22 protein-coding genes and 1 tRNA gene are annotated in these 23,225 nt (G+C 54.2%); 19 read left to right on the forward strand and 4 right to left on the reverse strand.

From position 1 onward, the window contains the following. Nucleotides 1-28 precede the first annotated feature (28 nt). The 15 genes from rlmN to ACIQW9_RS03240 all read left to right on the forward strand — a co-directional run bounded on the left by rlmN (nt 29) and on the right by ACIQW9_RS03240 (nt 15,949). The gene (rlmN, locus tag ACIQW9_RS03170) at nt 29-1,189 is read left to right on the forward strand and encodes a 23S rRNA (adenine(2503)-C(2))-methyltransferase RlmN (RefSeq protein WP_011870771.1); all 1,161 of its coding nucleotides are present in this window, start codon (nt 29-31) and stop codon (nt 1,187-1,189) included. Beyond that, complete coding sequence (gene pilW, locus ACIQW9_RS03175) at nt 1,189-1,986, forward strand: type IV pilus biogenesis/stability protein PilW (protein WP_402337840.1); 798 nt, start codon at nt 1,189-1,191, stop codon at nt 1,984-1,986. The genes rlmN and pilW overlap by 1 nt, the downstream gene beginning before the upstream one ends. 4 nt (nt 1,987-1,990) lie before the next feature. After that, nucleotides 1,991-3,049, forward strand: coding sequence for a helix-turn-helix domain-containing protein (locus ACIQW9_RS03180; RefSeq protein WP_402332842.1), 1,059 nt, complete (start codon nt 1,991-1,993; stop codon nt 3,047-3,049). A 7-nt stretch (nt 3,050-3,056) separates the two neighbouring features. Then, nucleotides 3,057-4,334, forward strand: a complete 1,278-nt coding sequence (gene ispG / locus ACIQW9_RS03185) for a flavodoxin-dependent (E)-4-hydroxy-3-methylbut-2-enyl-diphosphate synthase (RefSeq protein WP_402332845.1) — start codon at nt 3,057-3,059, stop codon at nt 4,332-4,334. 80 nt (nt 4,335-4,414) lie between these two features. Then, nucleotides 4,415-5,761 carry a histidine--tRNA ligase gene (hisS, locus tag ACIQW9_RS03190; RefSeq protein WP_402332848.1) on the forward strand — a complete coding sequence of 449 codons (1,347 nt, stop codon included), beginning with the start codon at nt 4,415-4,417 and terminating at the stop codon, nt 5,759-5,761. A gap of 12 nt (nt 5,762-5,773) precedes the next feature. Further along, the gene (locus ACIQW9_RS03195) at nt 5,774-6,424 is read left to right on the forward strand and encodes a tetratricopeptide repeat protein (protein ID WP_402332851.1); all 651 of its coding nucleotides are present in this window, start codon (nt 5,774-5,776) and stop codon (nt 6,422-6,424) included. A 34-nt stretch (nt 6,425-6,458) separates the two neighbouring features. Continuing rightward, nucleotides 6,459-7,628, forward strand: coding sequence for an outer membrane protein assembly factor BamB (gene bamB, locus ACIQW9_RS03200; protein WP_402332854.1), 1,170 nt, complete (start codon nt 6,459-6,461; stop codon nt 7,626-7,628). Between the two features lie 9 nt (nt 7,629-7,637). After that, nucleotides 7,638-8,981, forward strand: coding sequence for a ribosome biogenesis GTPase Der (gene der, locus ACIQW9_RS03205; RefSeq protein ID WP_402332857.1), 1,344 nt, complete (start codon nt 7,638-7,640; stop codon nt 8,979-8,981). A 109-nt stretch (nt 8,982-9,090) separates the two neighbouring features. Continuing rightward, nucleotides 9,091-9,327: an RNA chaperone Hfq gene (gene hfq / locus ACIQW9_RS03210; RefSeq protein ID WP_304931855.1), complete on the forward strand. Its 237-nt coding sequence runs from the start codon at nt 9,091-9,093 to the stop codon at nt 9,325-9,327. 35 nt (nt 9,328-9,362) lie between these two features. Further along, nucleotides 9,363-10,481: a GTPase HflX gene (gene hflX / locus ACIQW9_RS03215; protein WP_402332861.1), complete on the forward strand. Its 1,119-nt coding sequence runs from the start codon at nt 9,363-9,365 to the stop codon at nt 10,479-10,481. 50 nt (nt 10,482-10,531) lie between these two features. Then, a complete protein-coding gene (gene hflK, locus ACIQW9_RS03220; protein ID WP_402332864.1) occupies nt 10,532-11,830 on the forward strand; it encodes an FtsH protease activity modulator HflK in 1,299 nt (432 codons plus the stop codon). Further along, nucleotides 11,830-12,720, forward strand: coding sequence for a protease modulator HflC (gene hflC / locus ACIQW9_RS03225; protein WP_402332866.1), 891 nt, complete (start codon nt 11,830-11,832; stop codon nt 12,718-12,720). Before hflK ends, hflC begins: the two co-directional genes overlap by 1 nt. Nucleotides 12,721-12,916: 196 nt before the next feature. Next, the gene (locus ACIQW9_RS03230; protein ID WP_402332869.1) at nt 12,917-14,068 is read left to right on the forward strand and encodes an ATP phosphoribosyltransferase regulatory subunit; all 1,152 of its coding nucleotides are present in this window, start codon (nt 12,917-12,919) and stop codon (nt 14,066-14,068) included. A gap of 3 nt (nt 14,069-14,071) precedes the next feature. After that, a complete protein-coding gene (locus tag ACIQW9_RS03235; RefSeq protein WP_402332872.1) occupies nt 14,072-15,385 on the forward strand; it encodes an adenylosuccinate synthase in 1,314 nt (437 codons plus the stop codon). Nucleotides 15,386-15,412: 27 nt separating this feature from the next. Further along, complete coding sequence (locus tag ACIQW9_RS03240; protein ID WP_402332874.1) at nt 15,413-15,949, forward strand: phosphoribosyltransferase; 537 nt, start codon at nt 15,413-15,415, stop codon at nt 15,947-15,949. Between the two features lie 164 nt (nt 15,950-16,113). Here the strand turns inward: ACIQW9_RS03240 and ACIQW9_RS03245 are convergent. Next, a tRNA-Leu gene (locus tag ACIQW9_RS03245) sits at nt 16,114-16,198 on the reverse strand. 148 nt (nt 16,199-16,346) lie between these two features. Here ACIQW9_RS03245 and rnr point away from each other — a divergent pair. From rnr to ACIQW9_RS03265, 4 genes are all read left to right on the forward strand, one after another. After that, nucleotides 16,347-18,809: a ribonuclease R gene (gene rnr / locus ACIQW9_RS03250; RefSeq protein ID WP_402332877.1), complete on the forward strand. Its 2,463-nt coding sequence runs from the start codon at nt 16,347-16,349 to the stop codon at nt 18,807-18,809. Between the two features lie 3 nt (nt 18,810-18,812). After that, nucleotides 18,813-19,556, forward strand: a complete 744-nt coding sequence (gene rlmB / locus ACIQW9_RS03255) for a 23S rRNA (guanosine(2251)-2'-O)-methyltransferase RlmB (RefSeq protein WP_402332880.1) — start codon at nt 18,813-18,815, stop codon at nt 19,554-19,556. 111 nt (nt 19,557-19,667) lie between these two features. Beyond that, nucleotides 19,668-20,411: a serine O-acetyltransferase gene (gene cysE / locus ACIQW9_RS03260; RefSeq protein WP_402332883.1), complete on the forward strand. Its 744-nt coding sequence runs from the start codon at nt 19,668-19,670 to the stop codon at nt 20,409-20,411. Between the two features lie 23 nt (nt 20,412-20,434). Continuing rightward, entirely contained in the window at nt 20,435-21,148 is a 714-nt protein-coding gene (locus ACIQW9_RS03265) for a YceH family protein (RefSeq protein ID WP_402332885.1), read from the forward strand. A 24-nt stretch (nt 21,149-21,172) separates the two neighbouring features. Here the strand turns inward: ACIQW9_RS03265 and ACIQW9_RS03270 are convergent, their stop codons facing one another. The 3 genes from ACIQW9_RS03270 to ACIQW9_RS03280 are packed head-to-tail and all read right to left on the reverse strand — an operon-like array spanning nt 21,173 to nt 23,109. Beyond that, nucleotides 21,173-21,976: a UDP-2,3-diacylglucosamine diphosphatase gene (locus ACIQW9_RS03270; protein WP_402332887.1), complete on the reverse strand. Its 804-nt coding sequence runs from the start codon at nt 21,974-21,976 to the stop codon at nt 21,173-21,175. Between the two features lie 34 nt (nt 21,977-22,010). Next, a complete protein-coding gene (locus tag ACIQW9_RS03275) occupies nt 22,011-22,499 on the reverse strand; it encodes a peptidylprolyl isomerase (RefSeq protein ID WP_402332890.1) in 489 nt (162 codons plus the stop codon). A 31-nt stretch (nt 22,500-22,530) separates the two neighbouring features. After that, nucleotides 22,531-23,109, reverse strand: a complete 579-nt coding sequence (locus ACIQW9_RS03280; protein WP_402332893.1) for a peptidylprolyl isomerase — start codon at nt 23,107-23,109, stop codon at nt 22,531-22,533. Nucleotides 23,110-23,225: the final 116 nt, after the last annotated feature.

The raw sequence follows: 23,225 nt of genomic DNA on the forward strand, positions 1-23,225 counted from the left end.
TGCTCTCTGAACGGCGTGAAATGGCTTTATGACGACGACTCTCACCAATTTGCTGGATTTGGATCCTGCGCAGCTCATCGCTTATTGCGGTGAGTTGGGTGAGAAGCCGTTTCGTGCCAAGCAATTGCAGCGCTGGATACATCAATTCGGCGCCAGTGATTTCGACGCAATGACGGATCTGGCGAAGTCGCTGCGCGACAAGTTGAAAACGCGTGCGATGATTGCTGCGCCAGCCGTGATTTCCGATCACACCTCTTCCGACGGCACACGCAAGTGGCTGATCGATGTGGGGCAGGGCAATGCAGTCGAGACTGTCTTTATTCCCGAAGAAAACCGCGGCACCCTGTGCATTTCGACACAGGCGGGTTGCGCGGTAAATTGCCGGTTTTGTTCAACCGGAAAACAAGGTTTTAACCGCAATCTGTCGGTGGGCGAAATTATCGGCCAGCTGTGGATGGCGGAATTTGAATTGCGCAGAACCAAAGGTATCGAACCTGGCCCGAAAGGCGAACGCCAGATCACCAATGTGGTGATGATGGGGATGGGCGAACCTTTGTTGAATTACGAGCCGACCGTTACCGCCCTCAAGCTGATGCTGGATGATAATGCCTATGGCCTGTCGCGTCGTCGCGTGACGCTATCGACCAGCGGCGTGGTGCCGATGATAGACAAGCTGTCGCAGGATTGTGCAGTGGCGCTGGCGGTGTCGCTGCATGCGTCGAACGATGCCTTGCGCGACGGTTTGGTGCCCTTGAACAAGAAGTATCCGTTGCAGGAATTGATGGCGGCGTGCAAACGCTATCTGGAGTTTGCGCCGCGTGATTTCGTGACCTTTGAATATTGCATGCTGGATGGTGTCAACGACAGCGATCAGCATGCGCGCGAACTGTTGACGCTGGTGCGCGATGTGCCATGCAAATTCAACCTGATTCCCTTCAATCCATTTCCGGAGTCCGGTCTGACGCGCTCCAATAATCCGCGCATCAAGGCATTTGCCCAGGTACTGATGGATGGTGGGCTCGTCACGACGATACGCAAGACGCGCGGCGATGATATCGACGCTGCATGCGGTCAGTTGGCAGGCGAGGTGCAGGATCGTACGCGAGTGCAGGACCGTATGAAAAAAATGGCCGAATACCAGGAAAAATTCGGCAAAAATTTTGGACGTATTGTGGAGATTCCATCTTGATGACAGCACGCCGATTTGCCTGGTTGGGAGCATCGCTTTTGTGTGCAGTCCTGTTGGCGGGATGCGCTTCAAGCACCGCAGTCAAACCGGAAGGCGATCTGGCGACCAGTTCCGACAAGACCGATAAACAGAAGCGTGCGGGGATTCGTCTGCAACTGGCGATAGGCTATTACCAGCAAGGGCAGATGAATATCGCGCTGGATGAAATCAAGCTCGCCTTGCAGACTGATTCCGAATTTGCCGATGCCTACAGCATGGCTGGATTGATTTACATGGATATGGGCGAGACGCGGCTGGCGGAAGAAAACTTTACGCGCGCCATTCGTCTGGCGCCGAACGATCCGGATTTAAGCAATAACTATGGCTGGTTCCTGTGCCAGAACGGTCGCGCCAGTCAATCGATTGCCTATTTTGAAGCGGCCATTCGCAACAAGGCATATCAGTCGCCTGCCAAGGCTTTGAATAATGCCGGAACGTGCAGCATGATCCTGAAGGATGCTGCCGCAGCGGAGCGCTATTTTAACGAGGCATTTCGTTACGAGCCGGGCAATCCGACGACGAATACCAACCTGGCACGCATGAATTACGACCGTAGCGATTATGAGCGCGCGCGCTTTTACATCGCACGCGTCACCAAAGCCGATGTGTTGAGTGCAGAAGTGTTGTGGCTGGCAGTCAAGATTGAACGCAAGATGGGAGATCGGGCAGCAGAAAGCAGTTATGCGACGCAATTGCGTCGCCGTTACCCGAACTCAAATGAATTTGCCGCTTATCAGCGCGGGGCCTTTAATGAATGACAATATGTCTGTGAATGAAACGACAAATAGCGCGACCGTCGAGCCTGTTGCGGAAGCTGTGAGCGAAATCGCTGAGCCGATGATATCGGCCGGGACGCAGCTTGCTGCCTTGCGTGAAGCGCGCGGCTGGACTACGGTGCAGATTGCCAATCAATTGAATCTTGCAAACCGGCAGATTCAGGCGCTGGAAGCCGATAACTATGAGGCCTTGCCAGGGATGGTGATTGTGCGCGGTTTTATCCGTGCTTATGCAAAAGTATTGCAGACTGATCCTGCGCCCATACTTGCTGCTGTGATTGGCGATACTGCAGTGCCGCCTGTTCTGCAGCCGGAACGCAATACGCTTTCCGCATCGTTTTCCGAAACCAGGCTGTCGCCTTCCGGTTCGCGTGGGTTGTCGTCCAAGACGGTGATGGGCGTGGTGGCCGTCGTGGTGATAGGCGTGTTGTTGTTCGCCGGTCAACGCATGGGCTGGCTGCCAGAGGGAGTTTCGGCTGTATCTTCCAATGCTGAAGAAAAATCAATTCCGGCCGAGTCTGCTGAAGCGGCAGTCGAAGTGCCGGAAACAGAAACGATAGAAGCAACGTCTGGGGCGAACGAGCCTGTTCAGCCGGTAGTTCCAGAGGCAGTTAAGCCGCAGCCGGTAACGCCTGCGCCGGCAGTTGCGACAGTCAAGCCAGTGACGGCTCCGCCTGCTCCTGCCCCAGCGTTGGCGCCGACACCGACACCGACTCCTGTCTCTGCAGCAGCACCTGCGGGGCTTCCCGTAGCTGCACCGCAGGCGAGCAAGGTAACGGTACCGGCCATTGCGGTTTCTGTTAACAGTAAAGATGCGCTGGCAATTAAGGTGCGTGAGGATTCCTGGGTTGAGATCAAGCGCGCCGACAATAGCATTGTGCTGTCGCGCTTGCTGAAAGCAGGGTCCTCCGAAGTAGTTGAAGTGAGCGGGCCGGTGTCGATGGTGATCGGCAATGCTGCCGGCGTTGATGTGACTTTGCGCGGTACGCCGATTGATATTGTTGCCGGGAATACCAGCAACGTTGCCCGTTTGAATTTGAAATAGATTACGTATGTCGTCATCCGATCCGATTGCCACAGGCCCTTTTTCGCGGCGTAAAAGCCGCATCGCCGTTGTCAGCTATGGTGGGCGCGAAGTCCACATAGGTGGCGATGCGCCGGTCGTCGTGCAATCGATGACCAATACCGATACCGCCGATGTGATCGGGACTGCGATCCAGATCAAGGAGCTGGCGCGCGCCGGTTCTGAACTGGTGCGCATCACGGTGAATACGCCGGAAGCAGCGGCTGCCGTGCCGGCAATCTGCGAGCAGCTCGACAAGATGGATGTCGTGGTGCCACTGGTGGGCGATTTTCATTACAACGGTCACAAACTGTTGAACGATTATCCTGATTGCGCAAAGGCGCTGGCGAAATATCGTATTAATCCCGGCAATGTCGGCAAGGGTAACAAGCGCGATACGCAGTTTGCACAGATGATAGAAACCGCTTGCCGTTTCGACAAGCCGGTACGCATAGGTGTGAACTGGGGCAGCCTGGATCAGGAACTGCTGGCGCGCATCATGGATGAAAACGCGGCAAGAGCGAATCCGTGGACTGCACAGGCAGTGATGTATGAAGCGCTGGTGACATCGGCAATCGAAAACGCGATGCGTGCGGAAGAAGTGGGTCTGGCTGGCGATCGCATCATCCTGTCGTGCAAGGTGTCGGGCGTGCAGGATTTGATCGCGGTGTATCGCGAACTGGCGCGTCGTTGCGACTATCCGCTGCACCTGGGTTTGACCGAGGCGGGGATGGGCAGCAAAGGCATCGTTGCCTCGACTGCTGCGTTGTCGGTGCTGCTGCAGGAAGGCATAGGCGACACGATCCGTATTTCGCTGACGCCGGAGCCGGGTGGCGATCGGACGCGCGAAGTCATCGTCGGCCAGGAAATTCTGCAAACCATGGGCTTGCGTAAATTTACGCCTATGGTGATTGCATGCCCGGGTTGCGGTCGTACCACTTCCACCGTGTTCCAGGAACTGGCGGACGGCATTCAGACTTATTTGCGTGACCAGATGCCGGTCTGGAAAAAACAGTATCCGGGTGTGGAAGCAATGAACGTTGCGGTGATGGGCTGTATCGTGAATGGCCCGGGCGAATCGAAACACGCAAACATTGGCATTAGTTTGCCAGGTACAGGCGAGTCGCCGGCGGCACCGGTATTTGTCGATGGCGAAAAAACCGTCACGCTGCGCGGCGACAATATCGCCGCAGAATTTCATGCGATTGTGCTGGATTACGTCAAGAGTCGTTACGGCAAAGAAAACAGCGAAAACAGTGCTGCTTAATAGTGATTGAGTTGGATCAATAGACGACGTTAGTCAAGCAAGCAGCATCAAACAAGTTAAAGATCAGTTTTTAAAAGCAAATGTCAGATACCAAAAAAACAGAAAAAATTGTCGGTGTGAAGGGAATGAACGACATTCTCCCAGCCGATGCGCCCTTGTGGGAGTTGTTTGAAAATACCGTGCACACGGTTTTGAAAAGCTACGGTTTCCAGCAAATCCGCACGCCTATCGTTGAGCCGACCGCCTTGTTTGCGCGCGGCCTGGGCGCAGTCACCGATATCGTCGAAAAGGAAATGTATTCCTTTACCGATTCGATGAATGGCGATGAACTGACTTTGCGTCCGGAATGCACGGCCAGCGTGGTGCGTGCTGCGCTGGAACACAATTTGACTTATGACGGCCCAAAACGTCTCTGGTATTCAGGCCCGATGTTTCGTCACGAAAGACCGCAACGTGGCCGCTATCGCCAATTCCATCAGATCGGTGCAGAAGCGATCGGTTTTTCCGGCCCGGACATCGATGCAGAACTGATCATGATGTGCCAGCGTTTGTGGGACGATCTTGGCTTGCAGGATGTGCGCCTGGAGTTGAATTCGATCGGCAATGCCGAAGAGCGCAACAAGCATAGAGCCGATCTGATCGCCTACTTTAAGCAGCATGCTGAATTGCTGGATGCCGAAGCGCAAAAGCGTTTGCATAGCAATCCATTGCGTATTCTGGATACGAAGAATCCGACCATGCAGGATATGGTCAATGCAGCGCCCAAGCTGCTCGATTATCTGGGTGAAGATTCGCGTGCGCATTTTGAAGGCGTGCAAAAAATTCTGAACCACAATGCAATCCCGTTCACCATCAATCCGCGTCTGGTGCGCGGCATGGATTATTACAATCGCACCGTATTTGAATGGGTCACCGATCAACTCGGCTCGCAAGGTACGGTGTGCGGTGGTGGTCGTTACGATCCATTGGTTGAGATGTTCGGCGGCAAACCGACGCCGGCTTGCGGTTTCGCCATGGGTGTCGAACGCTTGCTGGAACTGATGAAAGCCAGCGGCGAGAAATTTACGCCGAATCAATGCGACGTTTATATCGTGCATCAAGGTGAGCCGGCGCAATTGCAGGCCTCCGTTGTTGCCGAGCGTTTGCGCGATGCCGGTCTGGATGTCGTCCTGCATTGCGCAGCGCCTGCCGGCATCGGCAGTTTCAAATCGCAGATGAAGCGCGCGGATAATAGCGGTGCAGCTTATGCCGTGATTATCGGCGAGGATGAAATCGCAAAGGGCGCAGCCGTCGTCAAGGAAATGCGCGATGCAGAAGGCAAGCAATCGGAAGTTGCATTCGAGGGCATAGCCGATTATCTGGTTGACCAAATCGTTGGCGATGATCACGACCATGATCACGCCGATCACGTTCACTATCACCATTAATATCAGACCAATATGGCATACGATCACGCAGAACAAGAACAACTCGCCAGCCTTAAATCCTGGTGGAATCAATACGGCAATCTGATTACATGGTTGCTGATTATCGTGCTGGGTGCTTATGCAGCCTGGGCAGGTTGGGGCGCTTACCAAAACAAGCAGGCCAATCAGGCTGCGCAACTGTATGAAGAGTTGCAAAAAGCTGTGATTGCGCAGGATAAGGAGCAGGTGCAGCGTGTTGCCGCCGATATGGAGGGGAAATTCCCCGGTACCGCTTATGCGCAGATGACCGCCCTGGCTGCTGCCAAATCCGCCTTCGACGCGAATGATTTCAAAACGGCAAAAGCGCAATTGCAGTGGGTAATCGACAAGGGTGTCAGCGATGACTACAAGGCGATTGCAAGCATACGTCTGGCCGGCATTCTGCTGGATGAAAAGGCCTACGACGAAGGCTTGAAATTACTGTCAGCCAGTTTCCCGGCACAATTCGCCGGTGTGGTTGAAGATCGCAAGGGCGACATCCTGATGGCGCAAAACAAGCTGGATGAAGCACGTACGGCTTATCAGGCGGCGCTGGAAAAAACCGATGTAAAGAATCCTGGGCGTCAGTTGATCCAGATAAAACTGGATGCCATTGGCGGCGCTGCTGCGAAAAAAGCTGCTTAATTTGACAAGCTTGCATACACGCTTAAGGAAGACGATGCGTATTACATCAAATGCCACATTAAAAGTTCTGGGCGCCGGATTGCTGGTGGCAACGACGGGATGTTCGTTCATGTCCTCGCTCAATCCATTTGCCAGCAAACCATCGACACGCAATCAGCCTGCGGCTCTGGTTGAGGTAAAAACGACTGCAACCGTGCGTACGGTCTGGTCGGAACGTGTAGGCAAGGCTGATCAATATGTTTTTACGCCGGCGGTAGTCGGCGGTGACGTTTTTACGGCAGCGGCAGATGGCACGGTTATGCGCATCAACGCAGCGACCGGGCGTTCGGTATGGAGCATCAATGCCGGCAGCAAGCTGACGGCAGGCGTCGGCAGCGATGGCGACACCATTGTGGTGGCGGGTGAAAAAGGAACGGTGCTGGCATTCGACGGCAATGGCAAGCAACGCTGGAAGGCGCAAGCCAGCAGCGAAGTGTTGTCCACGCCGGCAGTAGGGCAAGGCGTCGTCATTGTGCGCAGCCTGGACAATCGCGTCGTGGCACTGGATGCCGAAACGGGCACGCGCAAATGGTTTGTGCAGCGCACGGCGCCAGCCTTGACCTTGCGTACATCGCCCGGTATCACGATCGCAAATTCAAATGCCTATGTCGGTTTGGCCGGTGGTCGTCTGTTAGCGGTGACCTTGAATAACGGCGCACCGCGCTGGGAAGTCGCTGTAGGCGATCCGCGCGGCACGACGGAACTGGAACGCATCGCCGACATTTCCGGTGCGCCTGTCGTCTCCGGTCGTGATGTGTGCGCGGTCGCTTATCAAGGCCGTGTAGCCTGTTTCGATGCGATCAGCGGCACGCCGCGCTGGGCCAAAGCCTTGTCCAGCGACGTGGGCGTGGCAGTCGATGAGCGCTTTGTCTATGCTGCCGACGAACGCGGCGCATTGAACGCGTTTGCGCGTGATGGCGGCGTCAGTGCCTGGCGCAACAATCAACTTGCAAATCGCCGTCTGTCGACACCGATCAGTTCCAGTCGGCTGGTAGCGGTGGGCGATTACCAGGGTTATATCCATTTTTTCTCGAAAGAAGATGGCTTGCTGGCGGCGCGTATCAGCACCGATGGCAGTCCGATTCTTGCCGCACCGGCTCACGCCGGCGCGAATTTTATTTTTCAAACTCAATCAGGAACCTTGGTCGCTGTCGCGGCTGAGTAAAACAATTAAATGAAGCCGGTTATTGCACTTGTAGGTCGACCTAACGTCGGCAAATCCACGCTATTCAATCGACTAACCCGGTCGCGTGATGCGTTGGTCGCTGACCTTCCGGGCTTGACGCGTGACCGGCACTACGGCGAAGGCCGTGTGGGCGAACGTCCGTTTCTGGTCATTGATACCGGCGGTTTCGAGCCTGTTGCCAAGGAAGGCATCATGCATGAAATGGCCAAGCAGACGAAGCAGGCTGTGGCCGAAGCCGATGTCGTGATCTTTATCGTCGATGGACGTCAGGGTCTGACGCCGCACGATAAAACCATTACCGATTTTCTGCGCAAATCGGGGCGCTCGGTGATGCTGGTGGTCAACAAGGCCGAAGGCATGAAGTACACGATGGTGACCGCCGATTTCTACGAACTCGGCCTCGGTGATCCTTACGTGATTTCCGCCGCGCATGGCGATGGCGTGACCGATCTGGTGGAAGAATCGCTGGACATCGCTTTCGCACAACGTCCGCCGGAAGAAGAAGTTCCTGAATCCAAGGATCGCAGTATCAGGCTGGCGATTGTTGGTCGTCCGAACGTCGGCAAGTCAACGCTGGTCAATACCCTGCTGGGTGAAGAGCGCGTGATCGCATTCGATTTGCCGGGCACTACCCGCGATTCAATCGAGATTCCGTTTGAGCGCGAAGGCAAGTTGTACACCTTGATCGATACCGCCGGTATTCGTCGTCGCGGCAAGGTATTCGAAGCGATCGAAAAGTTTTCGGTGGTGAAAACCCTGCAATCGATTTCCGAAGCGAACGTCGTGCTCTTGCTGCTTGATGCACAACAGGATATTTCCGAGCAGGATGCGCATATTGCCGGCTTCATTCTGGAGTCGGGTCGCGCCCTGGTAGTCGGCGTGAATAAATGGGACGGTTTGACCAGCGACAGGCGCGATGAAATCAAGATCGATCTGGAACGCAAGCTTGGCTTCCTGTCGTTCGCGAAAACGCACTTCGTCTCGGCCCTGAAGTCCAGCGGCATCGGTCCGATGATGAAATCCGTCGATAACGCTTATGCTGCCGCGATGTCCAATCTGTCTACGCCTAAACTGACGCGTGCACTGATCGAAGCGGTAGAGCATCAACAGCCGCGTCGCAAGGGTTCTATCCGGCCGAAATTGCGTTATGCGCATCAGGGCGGCATGAACCCGCCTATCGTCGTTATCCATGGCAATGCGCTGGACGCGATTGATGCAAACTACAAACGCTTCCTGGAAAAGCATTTCCGCGAAACTTTTTCACTGGTTGGGACTCCATTACGTATCGAGTTACGTTCAGGCAAAAATCCTTTCAGCCGATCCGAAAAATAAGCCGGTTTGGCGAAAAAACTCGAAATCGATTACATTCCCACTGAGAGAGACACTTGAAAATAAGCAAGATGCCTCAACCTCCTAATCACAACAACACAATGGAGCTGTCATGACCAACAAAGGGCAACTGTTACAAGACCCATTTCTCAATGCCTTGCGCAAAGAGCACGTTCCCGTTTCGATTTATCTCGTCAATGGCATCAAACTCCAGGGTCATATCGAATCCTTCGACCAATACGTCGTTTTGCTGCGTAATACCGTCACCCAGATGGTCTACAAACACGCAATCTCTACAGTTGTTCCTGCACGTGCCGTCAATCTGAGCATCGAGTCTGACGCTGAATAAGGTCTGCTTCATTTCCTTGCTGGCGCGGAATTAATATGCGTGCAGTACTCGTTGGCCTTGATTTTGGCAAAGGCAATTTCGCAGCAAGTCTGGAAGAACTTTCCCTGCTTGCCCGTTCTGCGGGTGCCGAACCTATCATGACAATTACAGGCAAGCGTGCCAGTCCGGACGCTGCCTTGTTTGTCGGTTCCGGCAAGGCAAATGAAATTGCCGATGCGGTGCTTGATCATGAGATCGATATTGTTATTTTCAATCATGCCCTGTCGCCGGCACAGCAGAGGAATCTGGAACGCCACCTGAAGATACGGGTAGTCGACAGGACCAGCCTGATTCTGGACATTTTTGCGCAGCGGGCTCAAAGCCACGTCGGTAAAGTCCAGGTAGAGTTGGCGCAACTGCAACATTTGTCTACCCGTTTGATACGCGGCTGGACCCATCTGGAACGTCAGAAAGGTGGTATCGGTCTGCGTGGTCCGGGTGAGACGCAACTGGAAACCGATAGACGTTTGCTCGGTGTGCGGGTCAAAGCCTTGCGCGCCAAGCTGGAAAAGTTGCACAAGCAGCATGTAACCCAGCGCCGCGCGCGTGGTCGCAACAATGCATTTTCAGTGTCGCTGGTCGGGTATACCAATGCCGGCAAGTCGACCTTGTTCAATGCTTTGGCTAAAACCAAGATGCTGGCGGCGGATCAATTGTTTGCCACGCTGGATACGACTTCACGCCGGATTTATCTGGGAGAAGCCGGGAATGTAGTGATCTCCGATACAGTTGGCTTCATTCGTGAATTGCCGCATCAATTGGTTGCTGCGTTCCGTGCCACGCTGGAGGAAACCATACATGCCGATCTGCTGCTGCATGTAGTCGATGGCGCCAGCCCGACGCGCATGGAGCAGATAGAAGAAGTGAATGCGGTTTTGCGCGAAATTGGTGCCGATCAGATTCCGCAGATTCTCGTTTGGAACAAGATTGACGCTGCAGGGCTGGAACCTGCTTTGGAGCGTGATGAATATGATAAAATCGGTCGTGTTTTTATTAGTGCCCAGACTGGAAGCGGATTGGATCTATTGCGTGAAGCGATAGCCGAGTGTGCGAAAGAGCGCGCCGCTGGACTTGAAGATGTTTCGCTTGTTGCATCCGACGACGCCAAGGTATGAAAATTACCTGGCATTCCAACTCATTATTTTTCAGCCCGGACCGCAAAAGAATGCTTGTTTCCCTACTCAAAAAATTTGGCCTGAAATTCTCGCTCAATGATCCTCGTTGGGGTCGTGGTTCTGACGACAACAAGAATCAGAATGGCAAACGTCCCAATGACGGTCCGCCGGATCTGGATCAATTGTGGCGCGATTTCAATCAGCGCTTAGGTAATCTGTTCGGCAACCGTAAAAACGGCGGCGGCAACGGTAACGGGGGCAATGGCGGCAACACCGACGGTACGGGCTTCAAGCCTGATATGCGCGGCGCCGGTATTGGTGCCGGTGTCATTGCCGTCATCGTTGCATTCCTGTGGCTGGTCAGTGGTTTTTTCATCGTACAGGAAGGCCAGACCGGCGTTGTTCTCACTTTCGGCAAATACAGCCACATGACGCCAGCCGGTTTCAACTGGCGCTGGCCAACTCCGATCCAAAGTCACGAAATCGTGAATGTTTCGCAAGTACGCACGGTGGAAGTCGGTTATCGCGGGAGCATCAAAAACAAGCAGCATCAGGAATCGCTGATGCTGACGGAAGATGAAAACATCATCGATATCCAGTTCGCGGTTCAGTACACATTGAAAAACGCTTCCGACTGGGTATTCAATAATCGCGAACAGGGCGAGATGGTCAAGCAGGTTGCCGAAACGGCGATACGCGAAGTTGTCGGCCGCAGCAAGATGGACTTTGTATTATATGAAGGCCGCGAAAAAATCGCCTTCGATACAAGCCAGTTGATGCAGCAAATCGTGGATCGCTACAAGGCGGGCGTGCAGATTACCAACGTGACGATGCAGGGCGTGCAGCCGCCGGAACAAGTGCAGGCTTCGTTTGATGACGCGGTGAAAGCAGGCCAGGATCGCGAACGTCAAAAGAATGAAGGGCAGGCGTATGCAAATGACGTGATTCCGCGTGCTCGTGGTGCAGCATCGCGTCTGATGGAAGAGTCGGAAGCTTATCGCTCCAGCGTGACTGCCAACGCACAAGGTGAAGCTTCACGCTTCAAGCAGGTGCTGGTGGAATATCAAAAAGCGCCGGCCGTGACACGCGATCGTATGTATCTCGAGACAATGCAAAAGATTTTCTCAAGCACGACAAAAGTGATGGTTGATGCAAAAGGCAGCAACAATCTTATTTATCTGCCGCTGGACAAATTGATTTCGCAAACTGCTGCCGGTACAGCTGCAGCAACTGCACCATCAGCTACTACACCAGCATTACCATCTGATTCAGTCGCATTGGAGACGCAATTGCCGCAGGATTCCCGTACTCGTGATAGCCGTACTTCCCGTGATCGGGAGAGCCGATAATGAATCGCCTTATTTCTTATGTGATCGCATTGGCGATCGCGGCCGGCATATTTTTCTCGACCATGTTCGTGGTCGATCAGCGTCAATACGCGATTGTGTTCGCGCTGGGTGAAGTTAAAAGCGTGATCAGCGAACCTGGCTTGCACTTCAAATTGCCGCCACCTTTCCAGAACGTCGTTTTTCTGGATAAGCGGATCCTGACACTGGATACGCCGGATGCAGACCGTTTCATCACGGCGGAGAAGAAAAACATTCTGGTCGATGCCTTTGTCAAATGGCGCATCGTCGATCCGCGTCTGTATTTCGTCAGTTTTAGCGGTGACGAACGTAGCGCGCAGAACCGCATGGCACAGATTGTGAAGGCGGCGCTGAATGATGAAATTACCAAACGTACCGTACGTGAAGTGATCTCGGGCGAACGCAGCAAGGTGATGGACGGTATCCAGAAAAAAGTGACCGAAGAAGCCAAGCAGATCGGTGTCGAGATTGTCGATGTGCGCTTGAAACGTGTCGATTATGTCGAGCAGATCAATGCTTCTGTTTTTGATCGCATGAAGTCAGAGCGTGCACGTGTGGCCAATGAATTGCGTTCGACCGGTGCTGCAGAGTCGGAGAAGATTCGTGCCGATGCAGATCGTCAGCGGACCGTTATTCTGGCAGAAGCCTATCGTGATGCAGAACAGATTCGCGGTGAGGGCGATGCCAAGGCGTCGCAGGTTTATGCACAGGCATTTGGCCAAAACCCTGAGTTCTACAAGTTCTATCGTAGCCTTGAGGCGTATCGCGGCAGTTTCAAAACGCGTAACGATATGCTCGTCATTGATCCGAATTCCGAGTTCTTTAAATACTTCAAAAATCCGACGACCGGTAGCGGCGCGGCAAAGAAATAATACGAACTGTCGTGCACACGATGCGGGGCGTGAGCCCTGGCTTGTGCGCGGCAGTGTTTTTTTGTTGGCGTCGCTACATTTTGCAAAGCGAATAAATTTGGTCAGGTATGATTCTGCTTGTGGATCATGCGCTGGCCATTATGTTGGCGTATAAGCCGTGTCGATTTTCTTTTTCTGACCTATTTCATTGCCTGTTATGCCCAATTGGCTGTTGCCTGAAAATATTGCCGATGTTTTGCCGTCCGAAGCGCGCAAAATTGAAGAGTTGCGTCGTCTCATCATCGACAATTTCCACCTGTACGGCTATGAGCTGGTGATGCCGCCCATGCTCGAGTATCTGGAATCGCTGCTGGCGGGCGCCGGACAGGACATGGACTTGCGCACCTTCAAGCTGATCGATCAGTTGTCCGGTCGAACCCTGGGTGTGCGCGCAGACATGACGACGCAAGTGGCGCGCATTGATGCCCATCTGCTCAATCGTGCTTCCATCACGCGCCTGTGCTATTGCGGCAGCGTACTGCAAACGCGACCGAGTGGCTTGCATGCGACGCGCGAGCCTTTGCAAATAGGCGCAGAAGTCTACGGTCATGGCGGTCTGGAAGCGGACGCGGAAATTCAGGAGCTGGCGCTGGCCTCGCTGGCACTGGCTGGTTTTACGCAGGTGCGAATCGATTTGTGTCATGTAGGCGTATTGCGTGCAATTATTGCAAGCGATGTTCAGGCACAAAAGGATGAGGACGCGCTGTATACTTTCCTGCGGGCGAAAGATGTTCCTGCGCTGCAGGAAATGACCTTGACCTACGGTGCCGATACGCGGCGCGCCTTGCTGGCCTTGCCAGGCTTGTATGGCGACGTGACGGTGATTGCGCGGGCGCGCGAAATATTGCCGAAACTGCCGGGAATCGATACGGCCCTGGATGAATTGACTGCATTGGCCAGCCTGGCTGGTGGAGCGAGCGTAACGATAGATCTGGCCGATCTTGGTGGGTATCAATATGAAAGCGGCGTCATGTTTGCGATCTATGTGCCTGGCCTGCCGAACGCAGTGGCACGCGGCGGCCGTTACGATCACGTTGGCGAAGCGTTTGGCCGGGCACGTCCGGCTACCGGCTTCTCGATGGATTTGCGCGAGCTGGCGCGCTTGTTGCCTGGTGCAGAACCCAAGCGCGCGATACGCGCACCATGGGGGCGCGAACCGGCATTACGTACAAAAATCGGCGCATTGCGCAAGGCAGGAGAAATCGTGATTCAAAGTCTCTCCGGCCACGAAAACGATCAGGATGAGTTCGAGTGTGATCGTGTACTCGTACTTGAAGATGGCAACTGGATTATTAAAAATTTAGGTTAAGTGATGTCTACAAAAAGCATGGCAAAAAACGTCGTCGTAGTCGGTACTCAATGGGGCGATGAAGGCAAGGGCAAGATCGTCGATTGGCTGACTGATCATTCGCAGGGTGTGGTGCGTTTTCAGGGCGGCCATAACGCCGGTCATACGCTGGTCATCGGCGGCCATAAAACTGCATTGCAACTGATCCCGTCCGGCATCATGCGCGAAGGCGTGGCGTGCTACATCGGTAATGGCGTCGTGCTGTCGGTGCCTGACGTGCTGCGCGAAATCGACAAACTGCATGCGATCGGTGTTGAAGTCCCGTCGCGCCTGAAAATTTCCGAAGCGTGTCCGATCATTCTGCCGTATCACACGGCACTCGACGTGGCGCGTGAAGTGGCGCGCGGCGATGCGAAGATTGGCACTACAGGAAAAGGCATTGGCCCTGCATATGAAGACAAGGTTGCGCGTCGCGCGATTCGTGCAGCCGACCTGTTGAACGAAAAACGCTTTGCAGAAAAACTGGCGGAAAACCTCGATTATCACAACTTCGTGCTGGCGAATTATCTGAAGGTGCCGACCGTTGATTACCAAAAAACTCTGGATGCAGCGCTGGCAGATGTGCCACGCCTGAAGCCTATGGTTGGCGACGTATCGAGTGCCTTGTATGCTGCTTACAATGCAGGCGCGAACCTGTTGTTTGAAGGCGCGCAAGGCAGCTTGCTGGACGTCGATCACGGGACCTATCCTTACGTTACGTCGAGCAACTGTGTGGCAGGCAATGCTTCCACCGGTTCCGGCGTTGGCCCCGGCATGCTGCATTACATTCTGGGTATCACCAAGGCCTACACCACGCGTGTCGGCTCGGGCCCATTCCCATCTGAATTGCCGACCGATCAAGGTGTCGGCAAGCATCTGGCAACCGTTGGTCACGAGTTTGGTACCGTGACCGGTCGTGCGCGTCGCTGCGGCTGGTTCGATGCAGCCTTGCTGAAGCGTTCGGTACAGATCAATGGCGTGACGGGCATGTGCTTTACCAAACTCGACGTGCTGGATGGCCTGGAAACGCTGCGTATCTGCACCGGCTACAAACTGAATGGCAAGATCGTTGATATCTTCCCGGTTGGTGCGGAAGATGCGGCAGCTTGCGAGCCGATTTACGAAGAAATGCCAGGCTGGAAAGAAGCGACAGTCGGCGCGAAAACGCTGGAAGCCTTGCCGGCGAATGCTCGCGCCTATATCGATCGCATCGAAAAACTGGTTGGCGTGCCTATCGACATGATTTCCACCGGTCCTGACCGCGAAGAAACTATCGTATTGCGTCATCCATTCAAATAAGAATTTCTGCGGCTGGTGACATGCACGATGCCTGAATCAAGCGACAAGGACTTGTGGATTACATGGGAGGAGTATCACCATGCAATCGAACGTCTGGCTTTATTGGTGCATGAATCCGGCTGGAAATTCGATCAGGTTTTGTGTCTGGCCCGCGGCGGTTTGCGTCCGGGCGATGTGTTCTCCCGCATCTTTGATGTACCGCTGGCGATACTTTCGGCCAGCTCGTATCGCGAAGAGGCGGGCACTACGCAAGGCACGCTCGATATTGCCAGTCACATCACCATTATCAACGGATCGCTAGGCGGCAAGGTATTGCTGCTCGACGATCTGGTGGATTCCGGCGTCACGCTGGCAGAAGTGCAACGCCATCTTGCCGAACAATTTCCCGCCGTAACGGAAGTCAAATCCGCCGTCATCTGGTACAAGGCCTGCTCATCGACCAAGCCTGACTTCTATCTCGATTATTTTCCTCACAATCCCTGGATACATCAACCGTTTGAAGAATACGACGGTTTGCGTCCGCACCAATTGGCTGCATGGATGAAGAAGGGTGATGCAGAATAAGGATAGCCGCGTTCAGTCACCGGCATGTCACTTTTCACAGGCACTATTGATTTCTATTGCAGCGTGAAAAGTGGTGTATGAATTTTGTAATGAGAAGGCGGCAGAAAAAATGCAGCCTGAAATAAGAAAAACCCCGTTGACGAATCAACGGGGTTTTAATAACTTGGTGCCCACGGAGGGACTCGAACCCCCACACCTTGCGGCACATGGACCTGAACCATGCGCGTCTACCAATTCCGCCACGTGGGCCTACAGAAAGATCAGCAGTATAGCGGAAATCATTTGAATGTCAATCATCGATTGCAATCTATTTGCATGAGTCTTTACTTATTATGCAAACATCGTCACCGTCCGTTACACTGACTACCGTTTCAACAACAATTAACTAAAACAGCTTTTGAGCCAATACTCTTATACCATTCCCAGCCGCGAGGAAATTCTCGGCATCTTACGCACGGCGGCCAGCTCGCACGATGCTACCTCTCTTGCAACCGTACTCGGTGTAAAACCTGACGAAATGGACGGCCTGATGCGCCGCCTCAATGCAATGGAGCGCGATGGGCAGATCAAACCTGATCGCACCGGCAATTATCAGCTCGCGCATTCATCCAATTTTATCGAAGGCCGCGTCAGCAGCCATCGCGATGGTTTCGGTTTTCTGATTCCGGACGATGCCAGTGCCGACATTTTTTTGCCTGAAAAAGAAATGCAAAAAGTGCTGCACGGCGATCGCGTGCAAGCCCGCATTATCGGTACCGACCGTCGTGGCCGTCCAGAAGGCACGATCGTTGAAGTGGTGGCGCGTGCCAACACGCATGTGATCGGCCGCCTGCTGAACGAAAACGGTGTCTGGATCGTCGCGCCTGAGGATCAGCGCATAGGCCAGGACATCATGCTGTCCGGTTCGCCCGGCAAGGCAAAAACCGGGCAGGTTGTCAGTGTTGAATTGACTGAGCAACCATCGCGTTTCAGTCAGCCGGTCGGCAAGATCGTTGAGGTGCTGGGCGATATCGACGACCCTGGCATGGAAATCGAAATCGCCGTGCGCAAGTACGGTGTGCCACATGAGTTCTCTGAAGAAGCAAAAAAAGCTGCCGCAAAGTTGCCGGATGAAGTCCGTGCAATTGAGTTGGCCGATCGCGTTGATTTGCGCGATGTGCCGCTGGTCACCATCGACGGTGAAGATGCGCGTGATTTTGATGATGCCGTTTATTGCGAACCATGCAAAATCGGTCGCGCCGATGGATTCCGTTTGATCGTCGCTATTGCCGACGTCAGCAATTATGTGAAACCGAACGAGCCGCTGGATGTCGATGCGCTGGAACGTAGCACTTCGGTGTATTTTCCGCGTCGTGTGATTCCCATGCTGCCGGAAAAATTGTCGAATGGATTGTGTTCGCTTAATCCGGGCGTCGATCGTCTGACGCTGGTTTGCGATGCCGTGATCACCACCAAGGGTGAGATCAAGGCGTATCAGTTTTATCCTGCGGTGATTCATTCTGCTGCACGTCTGACCTATACAGAAGTGGCAGCGATACTGGGCAATACCAAAGGCATAGAAGCTGCCAAGCGCCCGGCGCTGGTGCCGCACCTGCTGAATTTGCATGGCGTGTATAAGGCCTTGCTGCAGGCGCGTCATGCGCGTGGTGCTATCGATTTTGAAACGACGGAAACCTATATCGTTTGCAATGAGGTCGGCAAGATCGAACAGATACTGCCACGTACGCGTAATGAAGCGCACAAGCTGATTGAAGAATGCATGTTGGCAGCCAATGTATGTGCTGCCGATCTGCTGGAACGTCACAAGCATCCTAGCCTGTATCGCGTGCATGCCTTGCCGACCAAAGAGAAGCTGAATCAGGTGCGCACCTTCCTGAAACAGGTCGGCTTGAATCTGGCTGGCGGCGACAAGCCTAGCGCTTCAGATTATGCAGAGCTGATGCCGAAGATCAAGAATCGTCCCGATGCCTTGCTGCTGCAAACGATGCTGTTGCGTTCGATGCAGCAGGCTGTTTACAGCCCGGAAAATATCGGTCACTTCGGTTTGTCGTATGAAGCGTACGCGCATTTCACCAGCCCGATTCGCCGGTATCCCGATTTGCTCACGCATCGCGCCATCAAGGCAATTTTGCAAGGCAAGCGTTATACGCCTAAAGGCATAGATACCGGTGCGCTGAACACGATGTTGTCGTCCGCCGCGCGCAAAAAGCACGCGCAGGACAAGGCAGAAGGAAAGCAGCGCGAGAAAGCTGAAGGCGATCTGGCAATCTGGGAAGCGCTGGGCATACATTGTTCCGCCAATGAACGGCGTGCCGATGAAGCCTCGCGTGACGTCGAAGCCTGGCTGAAATGCTATTTCATACGCGACAAGCTGGGCGAGGAATTTACCGGCGTGATTTCCGGTGTTACGACCTTCGGCATTTTCGTGCAACTCGATTCGCTGTTCATTGAGGGCATGGTGCACGTTACCGAATTGGGTGCGGATCACTTCAAGTTCGACGACGCGCGTCATGAATTGCGTGGCGAACGTACCGGTATCCGTTACCAGTTGACCGATCGTGTCACGGTGCAGGTCAGCCGCGTCGATCTGGATGCGCGCAAGATCGATTTGCGTCTGGTGACTGAACCCGGCATACGCACGATTTTGAAGAATGAAGCACGCCGCGCCGATACCGAACATCAGCAGCGTACGAAAAAAGGCGAGCAAAAAAACGAGCTAAAAAGTGCGAAGAAGAGTGCGGCGAAGGCTGGCGCTGCGGATACTGCACCTGCGAAAAAGACCAAGGCGGCCAAACGTCCGCCCGCCACACCCAATAAACAACGCCCACCGGCGGTAAAACCAAGCAAGAAGAAACGATAAAAAATGAAGAGCAAGATGATTTTCGGCTTTCACGCCGTCACGGCGCGCATGCGTCATGAAGCCTCTTCGGTAGAAGAAATCTATATCGACGCCAGCCGTCACGATCAGCGCATGAAGGATTTGATACGCGCTGCGGAAGCTGCCAAGGTGCGCATCATTGCCGCCGATGACGCACGTCTGAGCAGCATAGTTGGTACCCGTCGCCATCAGGGCGTGGTTGCCAAGGCTGGCGAATTGTCGCTGGCGCGCAATCTGGATGAGCTGCTCGATGCAATCGACGGCCCACCCTTGTTGCTGGTGCTCGACGGCATTACCGATCCACACAATCTCGGCGCATGTCTGCGGGTGGCCGATGGCGCCGGTGCACATGCAGTGATTGCACCGAAAGACCGCGCGGTCGGCTTGAATGCGACGGCTGCCAAAGTCGCCAGCGGCGCAGCCGATACCGTTCCGTACATCACAGTGACGAATCTGGCGCGCACCTTGCGAGAGTTGAAGGAGCGCGACATTCTGTTGATCGGCACTACCGACGATTCTGAAAAAGGCTTGTACGAAGCCGATTTTTCCGGCCCTGCCGCACTGATCATGGGCTCGGAAGGCGAGGGCATGCGCCGCCTGACGCGTGAAACCTGCGATGTGCTGGTCGGCATCCCGATGTTCGGTTCGGTCGAGAGCTTGAACGTTTCCGTGGCTTCCGGTGTTTGTCTGTACGAAGCCCGCCGGCAACGCATCGCTACCGGTTCGTAGCAGATCTGACGATGGCAGGCGGGATGCCGGATGCAAGTCCGGCACTCGTCAGGTATTGCCATAACAGGCTAATATTGCTACTTACGCATCTTTCGCATAATTATTCATTCCATGTTCAGTCGTATTAAAGAAGATATCGCCAACATCATTGCCCGCGATCCAGCCGCGCGCAGCGTATGGGAAGTCATTACCTGCTACCCGGGGCTGCACGCCATCGTCATGCAACGCTGGGCGCATTGGTTCTGGGTAAATGATTTGAAGTGGCTGGGACGCTTTACCTCGCATATTGCGCGCTGGCTGACCGGTATCGAAATTCATCCCGGTGCAAAAATCGGCCGGCGTGTGTTTATCGACCACGGTTTTGGCGTAGTGATAGGCGAAACCGCAGAGATCGGCGACGACTGCACGATTTACCAGGGCGTCACACTAGGCGGGACCTCACTGAGCAAAGGTGCGAAGCGCCATCCTACGCTGGGCAATGGTGTCATCATAGGTGCCGGTGCGCAAGTGCTGGGCGGGTTTACCGTGGGCGAGGGTGCGAAGGTCGGATCGAATGCGGTTGTCGTGAAGGAAGTACCGGCAGGCGCGACAGCGGTCGGCAATCCGGCACGTATTATCCTCAAGGACGACACCCGCGATCAGGCTGCAGCGCGCATGTTTGCATCCTATGGCGTGACACCGAATGGTGATGATCCGCTCTCCAAGGCTTTGCACGGCTTGATCGATAATGCAGCGACACAGGAACATCAAATCGAAAAAATTCTGGCTGCCCTGAAATGCGCGGGAATTGATTGCGAAACCCTGGCGGCAGCGGAGAAATTCGATCAGGAACAGATGAACAAGCTGGTTGAGTAAGCTGATTAAATAAGCGTTTAGATATGAATACCGAAGTAATGCATTCCACATCGACAGAATCCGACGCGCAGGAAAAACCGCAAGCGATGTTCGATACAGGCGCAATGCGTGTGCTTGCCGTGCTGGCGGAAAAAGAAGCGCTGACGCCCGATAGCTATCCGATGTCGCTCAATGCGCTGACCAATGGCTGCAATCAATTGACCAGCCGCGATCCTGTGATGGCGATGGGTGAAGACGAGGTGCGGGAAATCCTGCAGCGCCTGATACAGGAAAAATTCATAGCCGAAGTCAATCAGGCCGGCGCGCGGGTCAGCAAGTATGAACATAGACTGCGCATGAAATGGTCGCTGGAGCAGGACAAGCTGGCAGTGCTGACTATCCTGATGCTGCGCGGCATACAGACGGCCGGCGAAATCCGTAACCGCTCCGGTCGCCTGCATGAGTTTGCCTCGATTGCCGATGTCGAAGCAGGATTGCAATTCCTGATGGATAAGTATCCGCCGCTGGTTGCCCGCTTGCCGCGTGCTCCAGGTACCAAGGAGGCGCGCTATGCATCGTTGCTGTGCGGTGAAAGCTATCCGGAAACTGCCGAAGGCGTAACGTATGCGGCTAGCGCTGCAACCGGCGTTTCCAGGCAGGATCGCATTGCACAACTGGAAGGCGAAGTTAGCGCCTTAAGGGAAGAAGTTGCGGCACTTGCCGCGCAATTGCAACAATTCAGGCAGCAGTTCGAATAAGCTGCCACCTGCGCTCATCGCAGTCTAATCTGCGATGACTGCGCCATTCAAGGCGTGGCGTGTGATCTGCCCGGCCGCATCGAGCGCCAGCCAGTCGCCACGCGGCATAGCACTATCCAGATCCCAATCCGACAATACATAGCGTGTGCGTGTCTGACCGTCGTGCGTTTCGTCATGGCGCGCCGGTCTGTGCGTGTGGCCGTGGATCATGGTCGCGCTGGCGCTCTGGGCGAATAGCGCGGCGATCGCCGTCTTGTTGACGTCCATGATGTCGTAAGACTTGTCGCGTTGTGCTGCGCGGCTGCCGGCACGCAGGCTTTCGATGATGTCCTTGCGTTGCGTCAGTGGCAGCGCAAGAAAATTCTTTTGCCATTCGTCCTGCCGCACCTGCGCACGAAACTGCATATAGGCTTCATCGTCGGTACAGTAGGCATCGCCGTGCGTGAGCACCAGCGGGCGGTTGGCAATCGTCGTCACGAAGGGGTCGGGCAGCAATGTGATGCCGGTCGTCGCAGCAAACTCCCGGCCGACCAGAAAATCGCGGTTGCCGGCCATCCAGAAAATGGCAATGCCGTCATCGCTCAACTGTTTCAGCTTGCTCACGACCTGCTGGTTGTAAGCATCTTTCATGTCGTCATCACCGGCCCACGCCTCGAAGATGTCGCCGAGCAGATACAGTTGCCTGGTTTTGCTGGCGTGACGGTGCAGAAAATCAAAAAACGCCTGGGTGGTGCGCGGCATCGCCGCCTGCAAGTGCAGGTCAGAAACAAAAAGCGCAGCCGTTTCCGGCTGCGCTTGCTGGTTCGATGCAGAAGATGAAGTGGTCATGTTGTGCGTCGAAAAGAATCAGCGGTATCGATGCTTAGATTACTTCTGCTTTTTCGATGATCACGTCTTCTGCTGGCACATCGGCGAACATGCCGCTGCGAGTGGTTTTGACAGACTTGATTTTTTCCACAACATCGGTGCCGTCAGTGACTTTGCCGAATACGCAATAACCCCAGCCATCCTGACCCGGAAAATCAAGGAAGGTGTTGTCGTTGGTGTTGATGAAGAACTGTGCGGAAGCAGAATGCGGATCCGAAGTGCGTGCCATGGCCAGTGTGTACTTGGTATTCTTGAGACCGTTCTTCGCTTCGTTTTCAACCGTATCGTTGGTTGGTTTCTGTTTCATGCCTGGTTCAAAGCCGCCGCCCTGGATCATGAAGCCATCGATCACGCGGTGAAAGATGGTGCCGGCGTAATGGCCGGAATTGACGTAGGCAAGAAAATTTTCAACCGTTTTTGGCGCTTTTTCCGCGTCGAGTTCGATCGTGATGTTGCCGTGGTTGGTGGTGAGGATGACAGCCATATGAGTCCTTGTTAGGTGTGAAGTAAAAAAATTATTGTGTAATGGTAGCGGATTCGATGATCACTGGCTGTACCGGTACATTTTGATGCGGCCCGCGATTGCCAGTATTGACCTGCTTGATCTTGTTGACGACTTCCGTACCTTTGACGACTTTGCCGAATACCGTATAACCCCAGCCATCCTGGCCCGGATAGTTCAGCATGTTGTTGGTTTGCGTATTGATGAAAAACTGTGCAGTGGCGGAATGCGGATTGCCGGTACGTGCCATGGCGATCGTGTAGATATCGTTTTTCAAACCGTTTTGCGCTTCATTCTGGATAGGCGCGCGGGTGGCTTTTTCACGCATGTCCTTGTCGAAACCGCCGCCCTGAATCATGAAGTCGGCTATGACGCGATGAAAAATCGTGCCGTTGTACTGGCCGCTTTTTACGTATTGCAGAAAATTGTCTACTGTTTTCGGCGCCTTGTCCTGATTCAGTTCCAGTACGATATCGCCCATATTCGTTTTCAGCAAAACCTGTGGCGCATCGGCTGCATGCGCCAGTTGCAATGCGCCTGACAGCGACATGGCGAAGACGATGGAGAGGGCGCGACGACGGGAAAATTTCATACTGACTTCCTTCATTCTGGATGGACAGGTTGCAAAATGCCGGCTGCTGATGCTTGAGTTTTTTCAAGCAATTCAGTCTGCCTGGCAGGAATTTATTCGATGCTGCGGTTGCAGGA

Source organism: Herminiimonas sp. NPDC097707 (assembly GCF_044761395.1).
Classification (GTDB): Bacteria; Pseudomonadota; Gammaproteobacteria; order Burkholderiales; family Burkholderiaceae_D; genus Oxalicibacterium.